A 24113-nucleotide genomic window follows, 5' to 3' on the forward strand; every position below is an offset into this window, starting at 1 on the left:
GGAGAACCTTGTTCGTATGATTCGCACGCTGCCCGCCCTTTTTGCCCTGCTGTTTACTGCGCCCTTGATGGCCGCGCCCGCGGGGCAACAGACATTGTTCAACTTCGTCCGGCCTGCCGATGTGGTCAAGGTGGCGACCCAGGACGCCAGCCTGCCGCAATACAACGCCGAACAAACCCCGGAAGGCGAGGTGTTGCGTCGCATCACCTTCAATCCGGCCGCCGAGCCGAGCCTGGTGCTCAGCCCACAGACCGGTGCCTGGGACTGGTCGCAGTCCGGCGCCATGAGCCTGCGTATCCAGAGCGCCATGGACTGGGCGCTGACCCTCTATGTCAAGGTGCAGAGCAGCGATGGCAAGACCCTGGTCAGCCGCATCGACCTGCCGGCCGGACCGGCCCAGACCTTGCTGGTACCGCTGCAAGCCAACTCGCCGTTGAGCCAGGGCATGAAGGCCGGCCCGCCGATGCCGATCACCGTGGACGGCCAGCGTGTGTTGCTGGCCAGCAGCGCTGGCGAAATCGACCGCAGCCAAGTGGTCTCGGTGACCCTGTCGATGATCAAGCCCAACGCCGCGCAAAGCATTCTGCTGGAACGCTTTGGTGTGCAGGACAGCGAGCCGGTGCTGAAGGCGGCCTACAGCGAACTGGTAGATGCTTATGGCCAGTCCACCCGCGCGCGCTGGCCGGAAAAGGTCAGCAGCGACGAACAACTCAAGGCGGCCGCCGCAAAGGAGCAAACCCAACTGCAGGGCTGGCTGGCCGCGCGTGATAAATCCGCATTGGACAAGTTCGGCGGCTGGAACAAAGGGCCGGCGTTCAAGGCCAGCGGCTTTTTCCGCACCGAAAAGCGCGACGGTCGCTGGTACCTGGTGACCCCGGAAGGTCATCCGTTCTATTCCCTGGGCGTCAATACCGTGGCCCCGGACAACAGCCAGACCTACGTGGCCGGTCGCGAGTGGATGTTTGCGGCGCTGCCAAAGGCCGGCGAACCCTTCGACAAGTATTACGGCAGCGGCGATAACCGCACCGGCAATGGTGCGGGTGAAGGTCGTGGCTTTGGTGCCGGACGTTGGTACGATTTTTACGGCGCCAACCTGCAGCGCACTTATGGCGGCGAAGGGTTTGACCAGAAACGCTGGGTGACCCACACCCTTGATCGCCTGCAAGCCTGGGGCTTCAATACCGTCGGCAACTGGAGCGACGGCGCGTTGGCCAGTGCCGACCGTGTGCCGTACACCTTGCCGTTGTCGATCGTCGGCGACTACGCCAGCATCAGCACCGGCACCGACTGGTGGGGCGGCATGCCCGATCCGTTCGATCCGCGTTTCGCCATGGCGACCGAGCGCGCGGTGGCTATCGCCGCCCGCGACCACCGCGATGACCCCTGGCTGATCGGCTTCTTCGCCGATAACGAACTGGCCTGGGCGGGCCCTGGCGATGATCCGAAATCCCGTTACGCCCTGGCCTACGGCACTTTGCGCATGACCACCGACGTACCGGCCAAGCGCGCGTTCCTCAAGCAATTACGTGACAAGTACCGCAACGAGCAAGGCCTGTCGAAAGCCTGGGGCATCGAGTTGGCGGGGTGGGAGTTGATGGAAGATCCAGGCTTCGAGCCGCCGATGCCCAACCCTGAGCACCCGGAAATCGAAGCTGACTTCAAATACTTCCAGAAGACCTTTGCCGATGCCTACTTCAAGACCATCTCCGATTCGCTGAAATGGCACGCACCCAACCAACTGCTGCTGGGCGGGCGTTATGCGGTGAGTACGCCGGAGGCCGTGGCGTCGTGTGCGCAGTATTGCGATGTGCTGAGCTTCAACATGTACACGCTCAAACCCCAGGATGGCTATGACTTTGCCGCGCTTCGTGCACTGGACAAACCGGTGTTGATCACTGAATTCAACTTCGGCTCTGCGGACCGTGGCCCGTTCTGGGGCGGCGTGACCCAGTTGGCCAGGGAAGAAGAGCGTAGCGCGGCATATGCCAACTTCCTCAAACAAGCCATGGCCGAGCCGTCAATTGTCGGCGTGCATTGGTTCCAGTACCTGGATCAGCCAGTGACCGGCCGGTTGCTGGACGGTGAAAACGGTCACTTCGGCCTGGTGGGCATCACTGACGTACCGTTCCAGGGTTTTGTCGACAGTGTGCGCAGAAGCAACCTGGCGGCGGTGGATCAACTGGGTAAGGAAGCGGAAAAGGCCAAGGCCGCCAGCACGGTTCATGAAAGCGAAGGCAGCAATCCAGGGCGTGATGGCAAAGGCCCGGGGCAGGGCGCCGGACACGCCGGTGGGCATTCGGGAAATGGTCATTGATTCATCGTTGATGGGTTCACAAACTCCATAATGGCTGGAACAATGTCGGCCACTTTTTACGGTGTTTTCCGAGGGGGCTTAGGTGCAGGTTCAGGGTCATTACGAGCTCCGGTTCGAAGCGGTGCGTGAAGCGTTTGCCGCGTTATTCGATGACCCGCAGGAGCGTGGCGCCGGGCTCTGCATCCAGATCGGCGGCGAAACCGTCGTTGACCTGTGGGCCGGTACCGCCGACAAGGACGGTACCGAGGCCTGGCACAGCGACACCATCGTCAACCTGTTTTCCTCCACCAAGACCTTCACCGCCGTCACGGCCCTGCAACTGGTGGCCGAGGGCAAGTTGCAATTGGACGCGCCAGTGGCCAAGTACTGGCCTGAGTTTGCCGCCGCCGGCAAGGAAAGCATCACCCTGCGCCAGTTGCTCTGCCACCAGGCCGGGTTGCCGGCAATCCGCGAGATGCTGCCCGCCGAAGCCTTGTATGACTGGCAATTGATGGTCGATACCCTGGCCGCCGAAGCCCCGTGGTGGACGCCGGGCCAGGGTCATGGCTACGAGGCGATCACCTACGGTTGGCTGGTCGGCGAATTGCTGCGCCGCGCCGATGGGCGTGGGCCGGGTGAGTCCATTGTGGCGCGGGTGGCCCGGCCGCTGGGGCTGGACTTCCACGTGGGCCTGGCCGACGAAGAGTTTTATCGTGTTGCACATATTGCGCGCAGCAAAGGCAATATGGGCGATGAAGCCGCTCAACGTTTACTGCAAGTAATGATGCGCGAGCCTACTGCCTTGACGACGCGGGCATTTGCCAATCCACCGTCTATTCTCACCAGTACTAATAAACCTGAATGGCGACGCATGCAGCAGCCGGCGGCAAATGGTCACGGTAATGCGCGTAGCCTGGCCGGTTTTTATAGTGGTTTGTTGGACGGTAGTTTGTTGGAAGCCGACATGCTCGAAGAATTGACCCGTGAACACAGTATCGGGCCGGATAAAACATTATTGACACAAACCCGCTTCGGGCTGGGCTGCATGTTGGATCAACCACAGTTGCCCAATGCTACGTTTGGCCTTGGCGCCCGTGCGTTCGGGCATCCAGGCGCCGGTGGTTCGGTGGGTTTTGCCGACCCTGAGCATGATGTAGCGTTTGGTTTCGTGACTAATACATTGGGGCCTTATGTACTTATGGACCCACGGGCACAGAAGTTGGTCAGAATATTGGCCGGTTGTCTGTAAACCCCTTGCTGTTTCACATTTTTTTGTTACAAAGGCAACTATAAGAAGACGCTGAACGAAATGATGTAACTTTAATGTTCTGTAAGCGTCTGTTTAACGGGTCATCGAGACCCCCGTTTCTTTTCTCATTTTGTGGATATCTCATGTTATCGAACAAGTCCTTGGCACTGGCGCTTTGCCTCACTATTACCGGTTGCGCACAAACTCCACAAAATGATGCCGAGGGCGGGCATTGGTGGTCATTTGGGTCGGATAAGGCCACTACCAAGGACGCAGTGACCCAAACCGACGCCAAGCCGGATGCCAAACCCGCTGCAGGCGCCAAGCCTGCCGCACCTGTAGCCGCAGCTGCTGCGCCTGTTGCCGCCGCGCCAGCGCCGGCCGCCAAGGCTGACACCGGTTCGAGCTGGTGGCCGTTCTCCTCCAAGAGCGCTGACGAGAAGGCCGCTGATGCCAAGGCTGACCTGAAAGCCGACCTCAAGGCCGCGACCCCGGCTCCAGACGCCGCGCCTGCCGTCGCCAAGACCGACAGCGAAACCCACTGGTGGTGGCCGTTCGAAAGCAAACCCAAGCCATTGGCCAAGGTCGACGTGACCAATGTGCCGATGCCTGACCCGAAAGTCACCCAGGCCTGGTTGGACGACTATGAGCCGCGCCTGCGCGCCGCCATCAAGGACAGCAACCTGCAACTGGAACGTCGCGACAACGTGCTCGTCGTGATTGCTCCGGTAGACGGCTCCTACAACCCGAAACGCCCGGCGATGCTGCTGCCGGTTACCCTGGGTCCGTTCACTCGCGTCGCCAAGGCGGTTGAATCCGATCCCAAAACCGCCGTGCTGGTCCTGGGACACGTGGATGCCACTGGTACCGCGCCTGCCAGCCAGGCGTTGACCAGGGAACGCGCGCAGTCCATTGCCTCGATCTTCAGCCTCAGTGGCTTGAAACAGGACCGCCTGATGCTGCGTGGCATGGGTGACCTGATGCCGCGTGCCGCCAACGACAGCACACAGGGCCGTGCCTTGAACCGTCGCATGGAAATCATGTTCACCCAGCGCACGACCATGCTGGCGCTGTTGAGCAAGTATCAGTCGGGCAAGACTCCGCCTGTAGCCGAAATGGTTGCGGTGCAGAACGTTCCAGCCCCGGCCCCGGCCGCCAAGGCCCCGACTAAAAAGGCACCCGCCGCTAAAAAAGCGGCTGCCAAGCCAGCGGCTAAAAAAGCCCCGGCCAAGCCAGCTGCCAAGAAACCGGCCCCGGCCAAAGCCAAGGCGGCTACACCGGCTGCGAACGACCAGGCGAAAAACTGATCCGCTGAACCACGAGGATAAAGCCGCATGACTCAGGCACTGGCCGATATGCGCCGTGACTACACACGGGACGGTTTGAGCGAGGCCCAGGCCCCGAACGAGCCGTTTGCGTTGTTCCACCAGTGGTTTGCCGATGCGGTGAAAACCGAGCAGCCACCGGTGGAAGCCAATGCCATGACCCTGGCTACGGTCGACCAGGACGGTCGCCCGCACTGCCGCATCCTGCTGCTCAAGGGCCTGGATGCGCAGGGCTTTACCTTCTTCACCAACTATCAGAGCGCCAAGGGCGAACAGCTCGCGGCGCGGCCGTTTGCGGCCATGACGTTCTTCTGGCCGACCCTGGAACGCCAGGTGCGCATTGAAGGGCGGGTGGTCAAGGTCACGCCTGAGGAGTCCGACGCTTATTATCAGGTCCGCCCCCTGGGCAGTCGTTTAGGCGCCTGGGCCTCTCCGCAGAGCCAGGTCATTCGCGACCGTGAAGAACTCCAGGACCTGCTCAAGGCCACCGAACAGCGTTTCAGCGATACCCAGCCCGATTGCCCCGAGCATTGGGGAGGCTATCGCCTGTTGCCGGAGCGTATCGAGTTCTGGCAAGGCCGCGCCAGCCGCCTGCATGATCGCCTGAACTACCGCCTGCAAGGGACCAAATGGTCCCGCGAGCGCCTGGCGCCCTGAGCGGCACCTTTCGTCATCCCACTGGAATGATGTCGATCACACCGAAGTCTCTGTTGAAGAGGTTTCGGCTGTGTAGTGCTGTGCGGCGTTCTTCAGCCACTGCGGCAAGTCGCCTCGCTTGATCTTCGACGCCCGAGCCTGCTCCAGTTGTTGCAACATATAGGCGCGCTTGTGCAGGTCTTCGCCCGCCAGGGAGAGTGCCAGGTCGCGGTCTATCCAGCGTTTGATACGCAGGTACAACCAGCCATGGAAGTACAGGCCGGCGACGGTAATGACTACAATGATGAAATAGTCCATGAAGTTCCTGGTTACGATGAGAGTGGTACCGTTGGTCGGTATCTCTGGTATGAGGTGTCTGTACTGAGGCTGAATGAAAGCAATTTTCTGCCTGGCTTGCCGTGACAGGCGTCAAGCCGCAGCGTTTAATGAATACCTGTCCTTTGGAGTTGATGCTATGCGTAAGTCCGTTTTACTGGTTGCCTGCTTTACCACCCTGTCGCTTCTGCTGGGCGGCTGCGCTTCGAGTCTGACCGGCGACTCGTACTCCCGTGACGAAGCGCGTCGTGTACAGACCGTACGCATGGGTACCATCGAATCCCTGCGCCCGGTGAAAATCGAAGGCACCAAGACCCCAATCGGCGGCGCTGCGGGTGCGGTCATCGGTGGTGTTGGCGGCAGCGCCATCGGCGGTGGCCGTGGCAGTATCGTGACTGCCGTGATCGGCGCCGTTGCCGGCGGCCTGCTGGGCTCGGCCACCGAAGAAGGCCTGACCCGCACCCAGGGCGTGGAAATCACCGTTCGCGAAGACGACGGCAGCATGCGCGCCTACGTACAAGCCGTGCAGGAAAATGAAATCTTCCGCATCGGTGATCGCGTACGCATCATGACGGTTGATGGCACCAGCCGCGTTACTCGCTGACCGGTAAGCTGCAGGCAAAAGAAAAACCCCAACCGGGTGACCGGTTGGGGTTTTTTATGGGCTGCGTTTGAGTCGGCTCAGGCTTTTTTGCGACTCGCCAGCGCCGTCACCGCGTAACCAATACACGCCGCGAGTATTGACCCGGTCAGGATCCCCATTCGATCCTCCCCGGCAAACTCACTGGCACCCGGCACAAACGCCAGGGAGCCGACAAACAGGCTCATGGTGAAGCCGATGCCGCACAGGATTGCCACGCCGAAGACCTGGCCCCAGTTGGCGCCGCCCGGCAGTGCTGCGAGGCCGGTCTTGATGGCCAGCCAGGTGAAGCCGAACACACCGACGGTCTTGCCGATCAATAGGCCAGTGGCAATGCCCATGGGCACGTGGTGGGTGAAGCTTTCCAGGCTGACCCCGGTGAGTGAAACGCCGGCGTTGGCAAAGGCGAACAGCGGCAGGATGCCGTAGGCCACCCACGGGTGCAGGGCGTGTTCCAGCGTGAGCAGCGGCGAGGGTTCAGCATTTTTGGTGCGCATCGGGATGCAGAACGCCAGGGTCACGCCGGCCAGGGTGGCGTGTACGCCGCTCTTGAGTACGCACACCCACAGGATCAGGCCGATGATCAGGTAGGGCCCGAGCTTGATCACGCCCAGGCGGTTCATTGCAATCAAGGCAACCAGGCAGGCGCCCGCGCCAGCCAGGGCTGCACCGGACAGGTCGGCGGAATAGAACACTGCAATAACAATGATCGCGCCAAGGTCGTCGATGATGGCCAGGGTCATCAGGAACAGCTTCAAGGACACCGGCACCCGCTTGCCCAGCAGTGCCAGGACGCCCAGTGCGAAGGCGATGTCGGTGGCCATCGGGATTGCCCAGCCGGAGAGGGCGGCGGGGTAGTCCTTGTTGATGGCCCAGTAGATCAGCGCCGGCACCACCATACCGCCGATGGCGGCTGCGCCGGGTAGCACCACTTGCGAAGGCTTGGACAGGTGACCGTCAAGCAGCTCGCGCTTGACCTCCAGGCCGATCAGCAGAAAGAACAGGGCCATCAGGCCATCGTTGATCCACAGCAGCGCGGGCTTGGCGATTTGCAGCGCGCCGATCTGGGCTACCACCGGCACGTCGAGAAATGCGCCATACAGGTGCGACAACGGAGAGTTGTTGATGATCAGCGCCAAGGCGGCAGCGGCGATCAACAACAGGCCGCTGGCGGCTTCCAGCTGGAAAAAACGGGTGAAAGTGCTACGCAGAGGCAAGGGATGCTCTCCAATCCAGGTTCAACAGGTGGGTACCCTAACCCGTACCGTTAGTTGTTAAAACAAAAGTTATATTCTTATTTGTTATAAGAGATGCGCTAGGGTGGCGTAGCGTCAAAGCCTAGCAATTGTGTGTCCAATTGAGTCGTCACTGTATCTGTGTGCAATGTTGGAAACATCCTAAGATTGGTGCTGAAATCCTTAGAGATCTCCCTCATGAGCGACCACCGTCCCTGGGCCCGCGAAGCCATTCGCATCATTGAAGCGGACTTCCAGCGCAGTGCTGACACCCATCTGATTCCGTTACCGCTACCGGGCCTGCCGGGCATCGAGTTGTACTTCAAGGATGAGTCCAGCCACCCCACCGGCAGCCTGAAACATCGGCTGGCCCGTTCGCTGTTCCTATACGCGCTGTGCAATGGCTGGCTCAAGCCGGGCGCACCGGTAATTGAAGCCTCCAGCGGGTCGACGGCGATTTCCGAAGCGTACTTTGCCCGGCTGCTCGGGGTGCCGTTCATTGCGGTGATGCCCGCCACGACATCCCAGGAAAAGATCGCGCAGATTGCGTTCTACGGCGGCAAGAGCCATCTGGTACAGGATCCCACGCAGATCTACGCCGAGTCCGAACGCTTGGCGCAGGAAAGCGGCGGTCATTTCATGGATCAGTTCACTTATGCCGAGCGTGCCACCGACTGGCGGGCGAACAACAACATCGCCGAGTCGATCTTCCAGCAGATGCGCTTTGAGCAGCACCCGGAACCGAGCTGGTTGATTTCCAGCCCCGGTACCGGCGGCACCACCGCGACGCTGGGCCGTTATGTGCGTTATCGCCAGCACTGCACCCGCGTGTTGTGTGCCGATGCCGAGCGCTCGGTGTTTTTCGATTTCTACCGGAGCGGCGACGCCAGCCTGCGCCTGGACTGCGGTTCGCGTATCGAAGGCATTGGCCGGCCACGGGTCGAGGCGTCGTTTCTACCCAACGTGATTGATGCGATGGTCAAGGTGCCGGATGCGCTGTCGCTGGCGGCCATGCATTACCTGGCTGAACGCCTGGGGCGGCGAGTCGGCGGTTCCAGCGGGACCAACCTGATTGGCGCATTAGTGGCGGCGCAGCAGATGAAAGCGGCGGGGCAGTCAGGTTCGATCGTGGCGATCTTGTGTGATGGGGGCGAGCGGTATGCAACGACCTATTACGATCAGGCGTGGTTGGCGGGGCAGGGCTATGCACTCGAGGGGTTGATCACGGCCGTTGCGGCCAGCGTGGAGCAGGGCGAGCCATTGCCAGCCGACATCCTGCGCGCGAATATCTGATACAACGCAAAACCAATGTGGGAGGGGGCTTGCCCCCTCCACATTTAATTTGCGCCGTTCTCAGGCCTCGATGCCGAGCATATCCCGCGCCAACGCCTCGGCAATCCGAATCCCGTCAACACCGGCCGACAGAATCCCGCCCGCATAGCCAGCGCCTTCACCGGCCGGGAACAGGCCTTTCACGTTCAAGCTCTGCATCGATTCGTCACGGGTAATCCGCAGCGGCGACGAGGTGCGCGTCTCGATACCGGTCAACACGGCATCGTGCAGCGAGTAGCCTTTGATCTGCTTCTCGAACGCCGGCAGTGCTTCGCGGATCGCTTCGATGGCGAAGTCCGGCAAGGCCAGGGCCAGGTCCCCCAGGGCCACACCTGGCTTGTAGGACGGTTCCACACTGCCGATGGCCGTGGACGGCTTACCGGCGATAAAGTCGCCGACCAACTGTGCCGGGGCCTCGTAGTTGCTGCCGCCGAGGATGTAGGCGTGGGACTCCAGGCGCTCCTGCAACTCGATACCCGCCAGCGGGCCGCCTGGGTAATCCACTTCCGGCGTGATGCCGACCACGATGCCGGAGTTGGCATTGCGCTCGTTACGCGAGTACTGGCTCATGCCGTTGGTCACCACACGGTTCGGCTCGGAGGTCGCGGCCACCACGGTGCCACCCGGGCACATGCAGAAGCTGTAGACCGAACGGCCGTTCTTGGCGTGGTGCACCAGCTTGTAGTCGGCGGCGCCCAGCTTTGGGTGCCCGGCATATTTGCCCAGGCGGGCGGCGTCGATCAGCGATTGCGGGTGTTCGATCCGGAAACCCACCGAGAACGGTTTGGCTTCCATGTATACACCACGGCCGTGGAGCATGCGGAAGGTGTCGCGGGCGCTGTGGCCGAGGGCCAGGATCACATGCTTGGAGAGGATCTGCTCACCACCGTCGATGACCACGCCATTCAACTGGCCGTCTTCGATCAGCACGTCGGTCACCCGTTGCTCGAAGCGCACTTCACCGCCCAGGGCGATGATCTGCTCGCGCATGTTTTCCACCACGCCGGTCAGACGGAAGGTGCCGATGTGCGGCTTGCTGACGTAGAGGATTTCTTCCGGCGCGCCGGCCTTGACGAACTCGTGCAGGACTTTGCGGCCGTGGAATTTCGGGTCCTTGATCTGGCTGTAGAGCTTGCCGTCGGAGAAGGTCCCGGCGCCGCCTTCACCGAACTGCACGTTGGACTCGGGGTTGAGCACGCTTTTGCGCCACAGGCCCCAGGTGTCCTTGGTGCGCTGGCGTACTTCCTTGCCGCGTTCGAGGATGATCGGCTTGAAGCCCATCTGTGCCAGCAACAGCCCGGCGAAGATACCGCACGGGCCAAAACCGACGACCACAGGCCGTTCGACCAAGCCTTCCGGGGCCTGGCCCACTACCTTGTAGCTGACGTCCGGCGCCGGGTTGACGTTGCGGTCATCGGCAAACTTGAGCAGCAGGGCGGCCTCACCCTTCACGTTAAGGTCGATGGTGTAGATGAAGCACAGCTCCGACGACTTCTTGCGCGCGTCGTAGCTGCGTTTGAACAGGGTGAAATCGAGCAGGTCATCACTGGCGATGCCCAGGCGCTGCACGATGGCAGGCCGCAGGTCTTCTTCGGGATGGTCGATGGGCAGCTTGAGTTCGGTGATTCGTAACATGACAGGATCCGGTAGGCGGCGGACAAAGAGGCCGGCTGTTTTGCAAACCGGCGATTATAAGCCTCAATGGCGGTTTTCCGTCAGGTTAAAACAGCGCAGCGCTGAATCAGTCGTCCCGAGAACCACCAAACGCCGCGCAACCGCGCTGTACCTGACCGTTGACGCGCAATTCCGCAGTCATGTGTTGCAGGCTGCCGCTGACGCTGTCGATGCAGCGTTGCGGCGCTACCCACAGTTCGATGTGCTGGTTGTTGGCTTCGGTCATCAGGTTGAAGCGGCCGTCGCCGATTTGCTCTTCGACATAAGGCACCGCCAGTGGCGGCTGGCCTTCACGCTCCAGCACCATGCCCTTGGCGGTGACGTTCATGGCCCAGGCCGGCTTGTGGCCGTTGGCCCGCAGGGTCATGCGCTTGAAGTCCGGGTCGGTGCAGGCAGAGGTCGAGCGCTCTACGCGGTAGAGCTGTTGCAGGTCGACGCTGCCTTGGGTGCCGCTGGCGACGCCAGAGAACTTGCCACGCAAGTCGGCAAACAGTGCTCCTTGCTGGCCGGCCAGGGAGGCGGCTTCCTGCAGGATGCTGGTGCCGCTGGTGTCGTTGACGACATAGTTGCGTTTATCGTCGCACGGCTGGAACAGCAGTTTGCCACCCACCGCCGTGAGTTCACCCTGCATACGGGTCAGCCCGACGGTAGACGGTTTGGCCGGCTCGTTTTCGAACATCTGGCACGCGGCGAACAAAGGAAGCAAGGCAAACAGGGCGAGGGTACGGGCGGCACGCATTATCGGGTCTCCAGACAAGTGCCGCCACGTTACGCAGGCTGGCGCTGCATCACAACCCCGTCCGCCAGCTTCAGGCATTTCTTACCGACTTCACATTCAGCCGACGGTAAAGGTTTGACCGGTCTGTAAGCCCTCCACACTTTTGGCGTAGGCCAATGCCACGTCGGCGCCAGCAGCCGGCTTGTAGCCACGGAAGTACGGCGCGTAGCTGCCCATGGCTTCCAGCAGGACCGTGGGGCTTACGGAGTTGATGCGTAAACCTCGTGGCAGTTCGATCGCAGTGGCTTTGACGAACGCATCCAGCGCGCCATTGACCAGCGCAGCCGAAGCGCCAGTACGGATCGGGTCACGGTTGAGAATGCCACTGGTGAAGGTGAACGATGCGCCGTCGTTGGCATACTCGCGGCCGATCAACAGCAGGTTGACCTGCCCCATCAACTTGTCACGCAAGCCCAGCTCAAAATCGCTTTCGCTCATATCCCCCAGCGCCACGAAATTCACGTTGCCTGCAGCGCAGACGAGTGCGTCGAATTTGCCGGTCTGCTCGAACAGTTTGCGGATCGAGAAGCTGTCGCTGATATCCACCTGGAAGTCGCCGCTGCTGCGGCCAATGCTGATCACCTCATGACGCTGGGCCAGTTCGGCCTTGACTGCCGAGCCGATGGTGCCGCCGGCGCCAATCAATAGGATTTTCATGGTGCTGTTCCTCTGGGTTTATCAGGAACTGTAGGAGCGGGCTTGCCCGCGAAAAACGCAAAAGCGCCGCTGTGTACCAGGCTGACCGCGTTAGCGTTGACGATTTTCGCGAGCAAGCTCCTTCTCCTACAGTAGGGGTAGGCATCAAGTCTAGGGTGGCTTTTCAAGTAGATAAACGTGCTAATAGGCAACCTTTGGTTTTCAAATGGAAACAGTCCATGAGCGAGATGGATGATCTGGCAGCCTTCGCCGTATTGATCGAAGCCGGCAGTTTTACCGTGGCGGCCGAGCAACTGGGTTGCAGCAAGGGCCAGTTGTCCAAGCGCATCAGCCACTTGGAAGCGCAGTTCTGTGTGGTCTTGTTGCACCGCACCACACGCAGGCTCAGCCTGACCGCCGCCGGTGCGGCGTTGTTGCCCCAGGCGCAAGCGCTGGTGGTGCAGGTGGATCGCGCCCGTCAGGCATTGGCGCGTCTCAAGGACGATTTGACCGGGCCTGTGCGTATGACGGTTCCGGTTTCATTAGGGGAAACCTTCTTCGATGGTTTGTTGCTGGAGTTTTCCAAGCACTATCCCCAGGTGCAGATCGAGCTGGAGCTCAACAACAGCTACCGAGATCTGGCGCGAGACGGCTTTGACTTGGGGGTGCGTTCGGGGGCGATTGAAAACGAGCGTCTGGTGGCCAAGCCGCTGCTGGCCTGGCACGAGATGACCTGTGCCAGTCCCGCTTATCTGGAGCAGCACGGCGAACCACTGACCCCTGGGGATCTTGCGGCGCACACCTGTTTACTCAACAGCCACTACAGCGGCCGCGAGGAATGGCTGTATCACCAGCAGCACGAGTTGTTGCGGGTGAGGGTGGGCGGCACCTTTGCCTCCAACCATTACAACCTGCTGAAGAAGGCTGCCCTGGTGGGGGCCGGGATCGCCCGCTTGCCGTCCTACGTACTGCCGACGGAGTTGGCTGACGGTCGATTGCGTTGGCTCCTGCGCTATTACCAGACGCGGAGTATGCCGATGTACCTGGTCCATCCTTATCAAGGCGGCCTGCCGAGGCGTACCCAAGTATTGGCCGACTACCTGGTGGACTGGTTCAAGCGCGGCGGCGAGGCACTGGATCGGCTTTAACGGTAGCGGCGCGCAATCAGGTGGTCGATGGACAGGCTGCCCGGCCCTTTGGCGACCAACAGCAACAGCAGCGCAATCCAAGTGCCGTGGGTAGGGTAGGCGTCCGGGTACACGAACAACTGAATGACCAGGGTCATGCCGATCAAGGCCAGGGCCGAGAAGCGCGTGGCCAGGCCCACCAGGATCAGCACCGGGAAGAAGTGCTCGGCAAACGCCGCCATGTACGCGGCCACTTCGGGCGACAGCAACGGCACATGGTATTCACTGCGAAACAGCGGCAATGTCGAGGCGGCGAGTCTGGGGATACCAAGTTCGAACGTGCCGTTGATCAGGTCAATGGCAATGCCTTCGACCTTGGTTTGCCCGGATTTCCAGAACACTGCCGCAATGGAGAAGCGCGCAATAAACGCGAGCAGGCTGTACGGGATTTTCTCGAAAAGTGCGATGGCCTGTTTGATCAGGCACGAATCGGAAGTGCTCATGGCGATACCTGTTGTTCTGGGAGCAGATGAGTGAGGGCGTTGTGGTTGATCAGCAGCGTGAGGCATTGGTGCAGGTCGAACTCGGCGCTGGCCTCGAGGGCATTTGCGACGGCCATTTCCAGCGCCGAGCCGCGTTTCAGGCTATTGATAAAGGCGACCGAGCCGCCGTCGATGGCGAAGACCTTGACATTCAACCCTTGGCGCAACACCAGCGCGCCTTGGGCATGCCAGGGATCCAGGGTGGCCAGGGCGCCCTCGGTCTGGTGTGCCGCCCATACCGCAACCACTGCGTAGGCGGAGTTCAATGTGCCAACGGACGGGTGCAGTTGCAGATGCAGCGCCCCCAGCGTCGCTTGGGCTTGCAGTTGCTGCAGTACGGTTTGCGGATCTACCAAGGTTGTATCCGCTGCGTGATAAGCGCGAACCCGCAAGCGTTCCAATCGGGCCACATCGGCCAGGTAAGGCACGCTGGCGGCCGGTTCAAACCCCTGGATAAAGTCGGCGAATGTGCTGCCGTACTCGCTGATCAGCGGGCTGGCAGGCGGGTATGCCTGTACGAAAATGCCGGCCATGGCGCGGAAAAATTCATCGCCTACCAATTGCGCCGTTACGGGATAAGCCGTTGCCAACGCCTTGATCAACGAACTGTGAACATTGTTGCGATACACCGCAAAACGACTGGCCGGATCGGCCCCGTTGCTGCTGAACAGGCCGTGGGGGCAAGGCTGGTCGGGCGCCAGCAAGGCGCTGGCAAAGGCGTCGTGAAGGCTCATGGGTGGACCTGCGATAAATACCGTTCAGCGTGTTGGGCCTCCGCGTACAACGCACTGAAGGCCGGCACTTGGTTGTCGCGCTCGATCAGTGTTGCGACCGGGCCCATCAGCGCGAGCACGTGTTCGTATAGCAGCCACACTGCGTTATCGATGGGCGCGCCGTGGTCATCGATCAGCAGGCGATCGCCCAGGCTGTCGGTGTCTTCGGCGAAGCCGGCCAGATGAATCTCACCCACGGCGCGCAACGGTAAGGCGTTGATGTAGACCAGAGGGTCGCGCTGGTGGTTGATGCATGACACGTAGACGTTGTTCACGTCCAACAGCAGGCCGCAGCCGGTGCGGCGGATGATCTCGCCGATGAAGTCGGTCTCGTCCAGGGTGGAGCGTTGGAACTGCAGGTAGGTCGATGGGTTCTCCAGCAGCATCGGCCGCTTGAGAGCGCACTGTACCTGGTCGACGTGCTCGCATACCTGACTCAAGGTGGCGGCGTCATAAGCCAGGGGCAGCAGGTCGTTGAGAAACGCCGGGCCGTGGCTGGACCAGGCCAGGTGTTCGGAAAATGAGTGGGGTTGGTAGCGTTCGATCAGTACGGCCAAGCGCCCCAGGTGCTCACGGTTGAGCGGGCCTTTGCCACCGATGGACAGGCCCACGCCGTGCAACGACAGGGGGTAACGTTCGCGAATCAACCCCAGGTAGTGATGAAACGGGCCGCCGGCCACCATGTAGTTTTCGGCGTGCACTTCAAAAAAACCGATGTCGGGGGAAGTATCGAGCACTTCCTGGAAGTGCTCGTGCTTCAGCCCCAGCCCAGCCCGACAGGGGAGGCCGGGCACCTGAACCGGTGAGACTGTGGGCAGGCGTGAAAGCGTCATCATCCGTACTCAGGCGAGGCAGGGTTTCAGGACTTGGCGGTGAAGGCGGCTTCCTGGCCGAAACCGGTCGGCGAGGTGGCGCTTGGGGTTTGGGTGCAGGTGCCGGCCGGGACAAGTTTCCAGGCGTTGGCCTGATCCTTGGTCTTCGAGGTGCCGGCGCAGGACGTGCCGGCACCGGCGGCGCAATCGTTCTTGCCGGCTTCAGCGACGCCGAAGCACTTCTGCATGTCGTCGGCAGCGTGGGCGCTGGTGGTCAGGGCGGAGAGGCTCAAGGCCGAACTCAGGGCGAGGACGAGGGAAGCGGCGGACAGTTTGGTCGTCATGGTGGATCTCCAGCAGTAGGTTGAGGAGCGGGCTTGAATGCCTGCTTGCACCACTAGAGGCGGGAGGAGGATGTTCGTTACAAGGCCAGACTAAATAATTTCAAACAATGCAAAAAAATGTGGGAGGGAGCTTGCTCCCGATGGCAGGGTGTCAGGCACAGAGCATGTGACTGATGTACCGCCATCGGGGGCAAGCCCCCTCCCACATTGAGATCCGGTTCGTGCCGCAACCGGGTGTTAACCGCCCAAGTACGCCTCACGTACCTTCGGGTCGGTCAGCAACTGCTCGCCAGTGCCCTGCATCACCACCCGGCCGTTTTCCAGCACGTAGGCGCGGTCGGCGATTTTCAGCGCCTGGTTGGCGTTCTGCTCCACGAGGAACACCGTTACACCGTCCTTGCGCAGCTGTTCGATGATGTCGAAGATCTGCTGGATGATGATCGGTGCCAGGCCCAGGGACGGTTCGTCCAACAGCAACAGCTTGGGCTTGCTCATCAGCGCCCTGCCGATGGCGAGCATTTGCTGCTCGCCGCCGGACATGGTGCCGCCGCGCTGGCTGAAGCGCTCCTTGAGACGAGGGAACAGGTGCAGCACCTTGTCCATCTGCTCCTGGTAGTCGCCCTTGTCGGTGAAGAACCCGCCCATGGCCAGGTTTTCCTCCACGGTCAGGCGTGAGAACACCCGGCGGCCTTCCGGCACCACGGCAATGCTCTTGCGCATGATGTGCGATGACTGCTGGCCCACCAGCTCTTCACCCATGTAGCGGATGCTGCCGCTGTGGGCCTGCGGCGAGCCGCACAAGGTCATCAGCAAGGTCGACTTGCCGGCGCCGTTGGCGCCGATCAGCGTGACGATCTCACCCTGGCGCACTTCCACGTTGACGTTGTGCAAGGCCTGGATCTTGCCGTAGAAAGTGGAAACGTTTTCGAATTGCAGCATTTTACGCTTCCCCCAGATAGGCTTTGATCACTTCAGGATTGCCGCGGATCTGCTCCGGCGTCCCGTCCGCCAGCGGCGTGCCCTGGTTGATCACCACGATATGGTCGGAAATGCTCATGACCAGTTTCATGTCGTGTTCGATCAACAGCACCGTGGCGTTGTTTTCCTCACGCAACACGCCGATCAGCGCCTTGAGGTCTTCGGTTTCCTTGGGGTTCAGGCCGGCGGCCGGTTCGTCGAGCATCAGGATCCGCGGGCGGGTCATCATGCAGCGGGCGATTTCCAGGCGACGTTGCTGACCATAGGCCAGGGTGCCGGCGGGGCGGTTGGCGAACTCGGTGAGGTTGACCTTGTCCAGCCAGTACTCCGCATATTCCATGGCCTCGCGCTCGCTCTTGCGAAACGCCGGGGTCTTGAACAGGCCTGCAAAGAAGTTGGTGTTCAGGTGACGATGCTGGGCGATCAGCAGGTTCTCGACCGCCGTCATGTCCTTGAACAACCGCACGTTCTGGAAGGTCCGCACCACGCCCTTGCGAGCGATTTCGTGACCGGCCAGGCCCTGGATCGGCTGGCCGTCCAGCAGGATGCTGCCACCGCTCGGTTTGTAGAAACCGGTGAGGCAGTTGAACACCGTGGTCTTGCCGGCGCCGTTGGGGCCGATCAGTGCAACCACCTGTTTCTCTTTCACGGTCAGGGCCACGCCGTTGACCGCCAGCAAACCGCCGAAGCGCATGCTCAAGTTTTCGACTTTCAGGATCTCGCGGCTCATTTGCGCAGCTCCATGTGTGGACGTTGCATGGGCAGCAGGCCTTGAGGTCGCCAGATCATCATCAGCACCATCATGGCGCCGAACATCAACATGCGGTATTCGCTGAACTCACGCATCATTTCCGGCAGCAGGATCATCACGATCGCCGCCAGGATCACGCCCAGTTGCGAACCCATGCCGCCCAATACCACGATGGCGAGGATGATCGCCGACTCGATAAAGGTGAACGACTCCGGGGTCACCAGGCCTTGGCGAGCGGCGAAGAAGCTGCCGGCAAAACCGGCGAACGCGGCACCCAGGGTAAAGGCCGAGAGCTTGATGATGGTCGGGTTCAGGCCCAGGGCACGGCAGGCGATTTCATCTTCGCGCAACGCTTCCCAGGCACGGCCGATGGGCATGCGCAGCAAGCGGTTGATCACGAACAGTGCCGCCAGTGCCAGCAACAGCGCCACCAGGTACAGGAACACCACTTTGCTCACCGGGTTGTAGGCAATCCCGAAGTACTCGTGGAAGGTCTGCATGCCTTCGGCAGCGGTGCGGTCGAACGACAGTCCGAAGAAGGTCGGCTTGGGAATGCTGCTGATGCCGTTGGGGCCACCGGTGATGTCGGTCAGGTTGCGCAGGAACAGACGAATGATTTCTCCGAAGCCCAGGGTCACGATGGCCAGGTAGTCACCGCGCAGGCGCAACACCGGGAAGCCCAGCAGGAAGCCGAACGTGGCCGCCGCCATGCCGGCCAGCGGCAGGCAGATCCAGAAGCTCCAGCCCAGGTAGTGCGAGAGCAGCGCATAGGTGTAGGCACCCACGGCGTAGAAGCCCACATAACCCAGGTCGAGCAGGCCGGCGAGGCCCACCACGATGTTCAGGCCCAGGCCCAGCAACACGTAGATCAGGATCAGGGTGGCGATGTCGACCGCACCGCGCGAGCCGAAGAACGGCCAGATCAGCGCGGCCACGATCAGGCCGATGATGATGTAGCGCTGGGTGCGCGGCAGGGTCAGGAATTGGCTGACCTTGGGCGAGACCAACGGGCCACGGTTGCGCTTGAACAGAGCGCCGACCTGCTGGGTGAACAGCACGCGCAGGAACATCAGCACCGAACACAGGGCGATGATGGTCAGGGTCACGGGACCGGTGCCATGCACTTCCAGGTTGATGCCGACAATGCTCAGCTTGAGGCCGAGTACCGGGAAGGCCACTGCCCACACCAGCAAGGCGCTGAAAAACGCCGATTTAAGATATCTGCTCATACTTTCTCAACCTCCGGACGGCCCAGGATGCCGGTCGGACGGAACAACAGCACCAGGACCAACAGGCCGAACGCCACGACGTCCTTGTATTGGTCGCCGAAAATATCGGCACCAAACGCCTCGGCCACCCCCAGCACCAGACCGCCGAGCATCGCGCCCGGAATACTGCCGATGCCGCCCAATACCGCTGCGGTAAAGGCCTTGAGTCCTACCAGGAAACCGGCGTTGGGGTTGATCACGCCGTACTGCATGCTCAGCAGTACCGCCGCGACGGCTGCCAGTGCGGCACCGATCACGAAGGTCAGGGCGATGATGTTGTTGGTGTTGATGCCCAACAGGTTGGCCATCTTGATGTCTTCGGCGCAGGCCCGGCAGGCGCGTCCCAGACGGGAGCGGGAGATGAACAGCGTCAGGCCCAGCATGGCCACCAGGGTGACGACGAAGACCAGGATCTGCATGTAGGAAATCAGCACTTCTTCCGCACCGCCCGGACCGAAGGAGAAGCTCCCCGGGATCAGGTTGGGGATGGATTTATCCTTGGAGTCCTGGGACAGCAATACGGTGTTCTGCAGGAAAATCGACATGCCGATGGCGGAAATCAGCGGGATCAAACGGTTGCTGCCACGCAAGGGACGGTAGGCAACGCGCTCAATACTGTAGCCATAGGCACTGGTTACGACGATCGACGCCAGGAACGCGGCGGTCATCAACAGCGGCAGGGAGTGGATACCCATCATGGCCAGCCCGGCGAGGGCGATGAAGGCCACGTAGGAACCAATCATGTACACCTCGCCATGGGCGAAGTTAATCATTCCAATGATGCCGTAAACCATTGTGTAGCCAATGGCTATCAAGGCATAGGTGCTGCCAATGGTCAGGCCATTAACCAGCTGTTGGAAAAAATGATAGATCTCAGGCATTACAGCGCTCCTAAAAACCCGATACGCATTTCACTGGTGGAGTCATGTTCCGGCCCCGTGCTGTGTTCTGTGAGCACATTTGCACAAAGCGTTTGCCAGCGAACCGCTGGTGACGGTTTTAAGATTTTCAGGTGAGCCAGCGCCCGGATCGCGGGTGACAGGCCCATAAACCTCGTAAAACAAAACCCACTGCTCTCACAGTGGGCTTGTTGGACCAGTAACGCCTGGCTTACTGAGGGGAAACTTCGGTTTTTGGTTTGCCGAAGTGCCATTCGTAGACCACGAACTTGAAGTCCTTCAGGTCGCCCTTGGCGTCGAAGCTCAGCTCGCCGGTAGGGGTTTTGAAGGTGCCCGCGTGGATGGCGGCAGCCACTTTGGCGGTGTCTTCGCTCTTGGCGGCAGTAATGCCGCCGGCGATGACTTCAATGGCCGAGTAGGCCGGGAACACGAACGGACCGGTTGGGTCCTGCTTGTTCTTGGCGAACTCGTCAACGATGGCTTTGTTGGCCGGGTCGGTATCGAAGGATTTAGGCAAGGTCACCAGCAGGCCTTCGGAAGCGCCCTGGGCGATTTGCGAGATGGAATCGTTGCCGACGCCCTCTGGACCCATGAACTTGGCGTTCAGGCCTTTTTCCTTGGACTGGCGCAGGATCAGCCCCAGCTCCGGGTGGTAGCCGCCGTAGTAGACGAAGTCGACGTTGGCTTGCTTGAGCTTCTGGATGATCGAGGAGAAGTCTTTGTCGCCGGCGTTCAGGCCTTCGAAGACGGCAACCTTCACGCCTTTCTTCTCGAGGGTCTGTTTGACGGCGGTGGCGATACCTTCACCGTATTGCTGCTTGTCGTGCAGGACGGCAACGATTTTCGGCTTCACGTGGTCGGCGATGTAGTTGCCGGCCGCTGGGCCCTGGGCGCTGTCCAGGCCGATGGTGCGGAAGATCAGCTTGTAGCCACGGGCGGTGATTTCCGGGCTGGTGGCCGCCGGGGTAATCATGATTACGCCTTCGTCTTCATAGATATCGGACGCTGGCTGAGTGGAGCTGGAGCAGAGGTGACCGACCACGAACTTGACGCCGTCGTTGACCACTTTGTTGGCAACGGCCACGGCTTGTTTAGGATCGCAGGCGTCGTCGTATTCCTTGGCTTCGAGCATTTTGCCGTCGACGCCGCCCTTGGCGTTGATGTCGGCGATGGCCTGCTTGGCACCCATGAATTGCATGTCGCCGTATTGCGTTACAGGACCAGTCTTTGGACCGGCGATGCCGATCTTGATGGTGTCAGCTGCGAACGAATGGCCGGCAACCCCAGCCAGGACCATAGCGGCAAACAGTTTGGAAATCTGCTTAGTAGCCTTATTCATAGTGCTCCACTCTTACTGTTGTATTTTTTATAGTTCTAGCGGCCTTGTGAGCTGTAGAACCGGATCAGATATCTCGGATATCCCCCGGCAGTGCTCTGGCAACTGTACCGGTACAGTGTAGAGCGCCGGTTGATCGCTTGAAAAGCTGGCTGCTGGGGGCAAAACCCGGGTGTGTCGCTTAAATGAAAGAAAAAGACAGAATTGCGGCGGGTTGATGCCAGAGTATCGGGCAATCCTTGGCTTTCCTGACACTTTCTATCGATGACTCATTTGCAACTGGGTTTTTCTACCTGGCTTTTTATAGGAAAGGCACGACGTTATGATTGCGCCGATTTTTTCTCAGGTGAACTCCCATGACGCAAGAACCTAGCACCCTCTATGCCAAGCTGCTCGGTGAAACCGCCGAAATTTCCTGGAAGGAGCTTGAACCGTTCTTTGCCAAGGGTGCCCTATTGTGGGTCGATACTGATCTGGATTTGATCGAGGCCGCAGAGGCAATGGCCGAAGACAACCGCGATAAAGTCGCTGCCTGGCTGGCTTCCGGCAGTCTGGGCGAAGTGTCTGCGACGCGGGCATTGGACTTGGTGGAGCGTGATCCGAGCTTGTGGGCGGTGGTGGTTTCGCCCTGGATACTGATCCAGGAAAGGGCGTCGTAAGAAATTTATGCACTAAAGATGTGCGTGTTTTTTGCTCGTCGAAGTGTGTATTGGAGTAACCGCCGACGCAGTAATGGCATCTTGCCGTGGAGAAAGATCACAGCACGAAGGTGACGTGCACGTCACGGGAACAGTTTTGCGCGGGTCGAAAGGTTGTGGGAATTGTTTCCGGGTGTTAAGGGACCGTGGCGAGGGAGCAATCTCCCTCCCCATAAACGCTTACGCGGTCTTGCCGGTATGGTTATTCAACGAAATAACCTTGGTCTTGCCAATGCGATGACGGTAGATCTCGCGCAGGTACTTGATCGCCTTCTTCACGCAATCCCGTGACAGGCGAATGTCATTGATCGACACGAACTTCTCTTTGTCGTTGATCAACTCGCGGTACTTCTTCTCATACATCGGCTTGATCGCGTACCAATTGGTATCGAGGATCTTCGCCGGGTTTTCAAACTCGTTGAGCAGTTCGTCGATGCGGTCTTCGTCGAAGTCCTCGTGGATGATGAAATCCAGGATCGAGTTATCCAGCGTGTCGTCGAAGCGATACGGGTTGCGCGCGAAGCACCGCTTGATGAAGGCCACGATCAGTGTCAGGAAGTCATCCGACAGGCACGGGCTCTTGGCGATCAGGGTGGTCAGCGACAGGTTGGCCGACGCGCCGATCACCAGGGCATAGCGCTTGAGGGTGGTGTTGGGGAACAGGCTGTTGAGGTGGGTCTTGAGCCGGTTCAGGTCCATGTAGGACAGCTTGTAGTCCTTGGGCAGCGAAACGATGGACACCACCGACGAGCAGTTCTTGAAGAAGTGCAGGTCGTGCAGCGCCGCCGCGTCGTAGCCTGAGTTCTTGTACTGCTCCAGGGACGCCCTGTAGCGCTTGGACTCGATCGGCAACAGGCTGATGCCTTCGATGGCCTGGGTGACCTTGTTGAAATGCGGCAGGTCGATGGAGCGGAAGAACAGGTCGTCGATGTTCAGGCGCTGGGGCTCTTTCTCGAAGACTTTGAACTTGTCATTTGACGGCGCCGGGGTTTCCGGTACGACGGATTCGGCGTAGGCAATCGCCACCGGCCCGGCCAGGCTCATGAACAGGTCATTGGCGTCCAGGCGGATGGTTTCGCCGATGTCGATGCCGGCGCGACGGAAGTAGTTCTGGTCGTAGTCGGTAGTCACGGCCTGGGCGGTGAGGATGTTGAAGATTTGCTGGGAGATGTACTGGTTGGCGTGTTTTTCCATGGCATTGACGTCAATGTTCTGGATATTGCCGTCATCGCTCTCTTCGGCGTAACGCATGATGTCGTTGGAGATCAGCATCATCGCGTTCCACGGGCGGATACGCCCCTTCACGCTGGCTTCGCTGCTGTCTTCATTGTCGAAGTTGTACGAGAAGTCCCATTCTTCCGAAAGGTATTTGCACAGCAAGCGTCCGGCGTTGATGTGCAGTGCCTCGGACATTTCGCTGCGGTGGTCGGAGATGTTCGGCAGCACACAAATGCCGCTGGTGAAGATCGGCTCGAAGACGAAAGCGTGGCCGCTCTTGCTGTCGTGCTCGTCGGCGGGCTTGGTGTCGAACGTCTTGTTCATGTACGAATGCTGCTGCGCCAGGCCGAATTCCGAGGCCATGCCCGAACCGGTACCGCCGCCGGCGCTGAAGATCGAGAAGTACAGGCGCGACTGATTGGCCTTGATGCCGCAGGAATCGATCAGGTACGAATGGATCATCTTCCAGTCGGGGCTGGAAAAGCGCTGGGTGTCTTTGTTGAGGATGATCTTGGCCAGGTACTGGCCGAGGATCGGCGCGTTACCGGCGCCACCGGCATGGACTTCGGAGAGGTCCATGATTTTCATCTTGCTGTAGTCGCGCAGAAAGCCGCTTTTTTCGCCCTTGCGCGAGAAACGGATACGCCCGGCGATGTCCTTGTCCAGGTCGCCCAGCATCACCAGCGGTTCCACCAGGAACACCGGCTTGCTGGCCTTGCCGCCGCCCAGGCGCAGGTTGTTGCGAATCCACTGGGCCGGGCTGTAGCCCTTATCCAAGGATTTATCTTCAGTGCTGAATTCGTTGAGGTAGAACTTGCGCGCGTTGTACACCAACTCCGCTACGTCCAGCGCGATGTTCGAACCGCAGCGGCCCAGGCCGATCAGGCAGACCGAGGGGAATTCCTGCTCGCTGTGCTGCTCGCTGTCGCCTTCCAGGTGAGGCGGTCGCGGGAACACCATGTCGCGCAGGCCGTCGAGGTTATCGAGGATGCGGTCGGTATTGGTTTCGGTGAAGTACAGGTATTGCTGGGTGGCCAGCGGGCGTGCGGTGCTCAATGACTTTGAACCTGAGGGCTTTTCCGCAGGAGCTGGGAGCAACACATCGGATACCACGGTGCCAGAGTTATTTTTAGAAGTCATTGTGCGCCATGTACCTGGGCGGATGGCTGAAAAAGTATCAAATAGCCATCGCAGAATGGGAGTTCGCGACTTTACAGTGCGTCCTTGTCCGGT

Annotated in this window: 23 protein-coding genes; 8 read left to right on the forward strand and 15 right to left on the reverse strand. The window is 60.3% G+C overall.

From position 1 onward, the window contains the following. Positions 1-16: 16 nt before the first annotated feature. From M2397_RS03630 to pdxH, 4 genes are all read left to right on the forward strand, one after another. Positions 17-2314, forward strand: coding sequence for a beta-galactosidase (locus M2397_RS03630; protein ID WP_184744433.1), 2298 nt, complete (start codon positions 17-19; stop codon positions 2312-2314). A gap of 82 nt (positions 2315-2396) precedes the next feature. Then, positions 2397-3542: a serine hydrolase domain-containing protein gene (locus tag M2397_RS03635; protein ID WP_259242303.1), complete on the forward strand. Its 1146-nt coding sequence runs from the start codon at positions 2397-2399 to the stop codon at positions 3540-3542. 143 nt (positions 3543-3685) lie between these two features. Further along, a complete protein-coding gene (locus M2397_RS03640) occupies positions 3686-4849 on the forward strand; it encodes an OmpA family protein (RefSeq protein WP_259242304.1) in 1164 nt (387 codons plus the stop codon). Positions 4850-4876: 27 nt separating this feature from the next. After that, entirely contained in the window at positions 4877-5524 is a 648-nt protein-coding gene (gene pdxH, locus M2397_RS03645; protein ID WP_131697210.1) for a pyridoxamine 5'-phosphate oxidase, read from the forward strand. A 36-nt stretch (positions 5525-5560) separates the two neighbouring features. Here the strand turns inward: pdxH and M2397_RS03650 are convergent, their stop codons facing one another. Next, positions 5561-5821 carry a hypothetical protein gene (locus M2397_RS03650; RefSeq protein ID WP_131697209.1) on the reverse strand — a complete coding sequence of 87 codons (261 nt, stop codon included), beginning with the start codon at positions 5819-5821 and terminating at the stop codon, positions 5561-5563. Between the two features lie 157 nt (positions 5822-5978). On the opposite strand from M2397_RS03650, the gene M2397_RS03655 reads away from it, so the two are divergent. Beyond that, a complete protein-coding gene (locus M2397_RS03655; RefSeq protein ID WP_003189251.1) occupies positions 5979-6443 on the forward strand; it encodes a glycine zipper 2TM domain-containing protein in 465 nt (154 codons plus the stop codon). 77 nt (positions 6444-6520) lie between these two features. Here M2397_RS03655 and nhaA read toward each other — a convergent pair whose 3' ends face one another. Next, positions 6521-7696: a Na+/H+ antiporter NhaA gene (gene nhaA, locus M2397_RS03660; protein ID WP_259242305.1), complete on the reverse strand. Its 1176-nt coding sequence runs from the start codon at positions 7694-7696 to the stop codon at positions 6521-6523. A gap of 216 nt (positions 7697-7912) precedes the next feature. Between nhaA and M2397_RS03665 the strand changes: the two genes are divergently transcribed. Next, entirely contained in the window at positions 7913-9007 is a 1095-nt protein-coding gene (locus tag M2397_RS03665) for a PLP-dependent cysteine synthase family protein (protein ID WP_131697207.1), read from the forward strand. A 60-nt stretch (positions 9008-9067) separates the two neighbouring features. On the opposite strand, the gene M2397_RS03670 is transcribed toward M2397_RS03665, so the two are convergent. From M2397_RS03670 to M2397_RS03680, 3 genes are all read right to left on the reverse strand, one after another. Beyond that, entirely contained in the window at positions 9068-10681 is a 1614-nt protein-coding gene (locus tag M2397_RS03670) for an NAD(P)/FAD-dependent oxidoreductase (protein ID WP_092487710.1), read from the reverse strand. 106 nt (positions 10682-10787) lie between these two features. Further along, the gene (locus M2397_RS03675; protein WP_145334984.1) at positions 10788-11459 is read right to left on the reverse strand and encodes a COG3650 family protein; all 672 of its coding nucleotides are present in this window, start codon (positions 11457-11459) and stop codon (positions 10788-10790) included. 96 nt (positions 11460-11555) lie between these two features. Continuing rightward, positions 11556-12155, reverse strand: a complete 600-nt coding sequence (locus M2397_RS03680) for a short chain dehydrogenase (RefSeq protein ID WP_259242306.1) — start codon at positions 12153-12155, stop codon at positions 11556-11558. Positions 12156-12373: 218 nt separating this feature from the next. Between M2397_RS03680 and M2397_RS03685 the strand changes: the two genes are divergently transcribed. Next, positions 12374-13282 (forward strand): LysR family transcriptional regulator, encoded by a 909-nt coding sequence (locus M2397_RS03685; protein WP_259242307.1) that lies wholly within the window; start codon positions 12374-12376, stop codon positions 13280-13282. Here the strand turns inward: M2397_RS03685 and M2397_RS03690 are convergent. The 9 genes from M2397_RS03690 to M2397_RS03730 form a co-directional block, all read right to left on the reverse strand. Then, a complete protein-coding gene (locus M2397_RS03690; RefSeq protein ID WP_131697202.1) occupies positions 13279-13764 on the reverse strand; it encodes a DoxX family protein in 486 nt (161 codons plus the stop codon). The two genes, M2397_RS03685 and M2397_RS03690, sit on opposite strands and share 4 nt — an antisense overlap. Further along, positions 13761-14537 carry a DNA-binding domain-containing protein gene (locus M2397_RS03695; RefSeq protein WP_259242308.1) on the reverse strand — a complete coding sequence of 259 codons (777 nt, stop codon included), beginning with the start codon at positions 14535-14537 and terminating at the stop codon, positions 13761-13763. Before M2397_RS03695 ends, M2397_RS03690 begins: the two co-directional genes overlap by 4 nt. Then, entirely contained in the window at positions 14534-15412 is an 879-nt protein-coding gene (locus M2397_RS03700) for a DUF692 domain-containing protein (RefSeq protein ID WP_259242309.1), read from the reverse strand. Before M2397_RS03700 ends, M2397_RS03695 begins: the two co-directional genes overlap by 4 nt. A 23-nt stretch (positions 15413-15435) precedes the next feature. Beyond that, positions 15436-15732, reverse strand: a complete 297-nt coding sequence (locus M2397_RS03705) for a DUF2282 domain-containing protein (protein ID WP_259242310.1) — start codon at positions 15730-15732, stop codon at positions 15436-15438. A 237-nt stretch (positions 15733-15969) separates the two neighbouring features. Then, on the reverse strand, positions 15970-16671 hold the full coding sequence (locus tag M2397_RS03710; RefSeq protein ID WP_131697199.1) for an ABC transporter ATP-binding protein: 702 nt from the start codon (positions 16669-16671) through the stop codon (positions 15970-15972). A 1-nt stretch (position 16672) separates the two neighbouring features. Next, a complete protein-coding gene (gene livG / locus M2397_RS03715; RefSeq protein ID WP_131697198.1) occupies positions 16673-17440 on the reverse strand; it encodes a high-affinity branched-chain amino acid ABC transporter ATP-binding protein LivG in 768 nt (255 codons plus the stop codon). After that, positions 17437-18690, reverse strand: coding sequence for a high-affinity branched-chain amino acid ABC transporter permease LivM (locus M2397_RS03720; protein ID WP_131697197.1), 1254 nt, complete (start codon positions 18688-18690; stop codon positions 17437-17439). The genes livG and M2397_RS03720 overlap by 4 nt, the downstream gene beginning before the upstream one ends. Then, the gene (gene livH / locus M2397_RS03725) at positions 18687-19610 is read right to left on the reverse strand and encodes a high-affinity branched-chain amino acid ABC transporter permease LivH (RefSeq protein WP_003172375.1); all 924 of its coding nucleotides are present in this window, start codon (positions 19608-19610) and stop codon (positions 18687-18689) included. Before livH ends, M2397_RS03720 begins: the two co-directional genes overlap by 4 nt. A 229-nt stretch (positions 19611-19839) precedes the next feature. Then, complete coding sequence (locus M2397_RS03730) at positions 19840-20967, reverse strand: branched-chain amino acid ABC transporter substrate-binding protein (RefSeq protein WP_090408372.1); 1128 nt, start codon at positions 20965-20967, stop codon at positions 19840-19842. Positions 20968-21320: 353 nt separating this feature from the next. Here M2397_RS03730 and M2397_RS03735 point away from each other — a divergent pair, with 353 nt between their 5' ends. Continuing rightward, positions 21321-21623 carry a DUF2288 domain-containing protein gene (locus M2397_RS03735; RefSeq protein ID WP_184744420.1) on the forward strand — a complete coding sequence of 101 codons (303 nt, stop codon included), beginning with the start codon at positions 21321-21323 and terminating at the stop codon, positions 21621-21623. 219 nt (positions 21624-21842) lie between these two features. On the opposite strand, the gene M2397_RS03740 is transcribed toward M2397_RS03735, so the two are convergent. Further along, entirely contained in the window at positions 21843-24020 is a 2178-nt protein-coding gene (locus tag M2397_RS03740; protein WP_131697195.1) for a hypothetical protein, read from the reverse strand. Positions 24021-24113: the final 93 nt, after the last annotated feature.

It is taken from the genome of Pseudomonas sp. BIGb0381 (genome assembly GCF_024809815.1).
In the GTDB taxonomy this organism is placed as follows: Bacteria; Pseudomonadota; Gammaproteobacteria; order Pseudomonadales; family Pseudomonadaceae; genus Aquipseudomonas.

Coding starts and splice junctions, on each gene's coding strand:
- M2397_RS03650 (WP_131697209.1), bottom strand. CDS start 5,821: ATGGACTATTTCATCATTGTAGTCATTACCGTCGCCGGCCTGTACTTC.
- livG (WP_131697198.1), bottom strand. CDS start 17,440: ATGAGCCGCGAGATCCTGAAAGTCGAAAACTTGAGCATGCGCTTCGGC.
- M2397_RS03675 (WP_145334984.1), bottom strand. CDS start 11,459: ATGCGTGCCGCCCGTACCCTCGCCCTGTTTGCCTTGCTTCCTTTGTTC.
- livH (WP_003172375.1), bottom strand. CDS start 19,610: ATGCCTGAGATCTATCATTTTTTCCAACAGCTGGTTAATGGCCTGACC.
- M2397_RS03685 (WP_259242307.1), top strand. CDS start 12,374: ATGAGCGAGATGGATGATCTGGCAGCCTTCGCCGTATTGATCGAAGCC.
- M2397_RS03665 (WP_131697207.1), top strand. CDS start 7,913: ATGAGCGACCACCGTCCCTGGGCCCGCGAAGCCATTCGCATCATTGAA.
- M2397_RS03670 (WP_092487710.1), bottom strand. CDS start 10,681: ATGTTACGAATCACCGAACTCAAGCTGCCCATCGACCATCCCGAAGAA.
- M2397_RS03720 (WP_131697197.1), bottom strand. CDS start 18,690: ATGAGCAGATATCTTAAATCGGCGTTTTTCAGCGCCTTGCTGGTGTGG.
- M2397_RS03700 (WP_259242309.1), bottom strand. CDS start 15,412: ATGATGACGCTTTCACGCCTGCCCACAGTCTCACCGGTTCAGGTGCCC.
- M2397_RS03740 (WP_131697195.1), bottom strand. CDS start 24,020: ATGACTTCTAAAAATAACTCTGGCACCGTGGTATCCGATGTGTTGCTC.
- M2397_RS03655 (WP_003189251.1), top strand. CDS start 5,979: ATGCGTAAGTCCGTTTTACTGGTTGCCTGCTTTACCACCCTGTCGCTT.
- M2397_RS03630 (WP_184744433.1), top strand. CDS start 17: ATGATTCGCACGCTGCCCGCCCTTTTTGCCCTGCTGTTTACTGCGCCC.
- M2397_RS03735 (WP_184744420.1), top strand. CDS start 21,321: ATGACGCAAGAACCTAGCACCCTCTATGCCAAGCTGCTCGGTGAAACC.
- M2397_RS03680 (WP_259242306.1), bottom strand. CDS start 12,155: ATGAAAATCCTATTGATTGGCGCCGGCGGCACCATCGGCTCGGCAGTC.
- M2397_RS03730 (WP_090408372.1), bottom strand. CDS start 20,967: ATGAATAAGGCTACTAAGCAGATTTCCAAACTGTTTGCCGCTATGGTC.
- pdxH (WP_131697210.1), top strand. CDS start 4,877: ATGACTCAGGCACTGGCCGATATGCGCCGTGACTACACACGGGACGGT.
- M2397_RS03640 (WP_259242304.1), top strand. CDS start 3,686: ATGTTATCGAACAAGTCCTTGGCACTGGCGCTTTGCCTCACTATTACC.
- M2397_RS03705 (WP_259242310.1), bottom strand. CDS start 15,732: ATGACGACCAAACTGTCCGCCGCTTCCCTCGTCCTCGCCCTGAGTTCG.
- M2397_RS03695 (WP_259242308.1), bottom strand. CDS start 14,537: ATGAGCCTTCACGACGCCTTTGCCAGCGCCTTGCTGGCGCCCGACCAG.
- M2397_RS03710 (WP_131697199.1), bottom strand. CDS start 16,671: ATGCTGCAATTCGAAAACGTTTCCACTTTCTACGGCAAGATCCAGGCC.
- M2397_RS03690 (WP_131697202.1), bottom strand. CDS start 13,764: ATGAGCACTTCCGATTCGTGCCTGATCAAACAGGCCATCGCACTTTTC.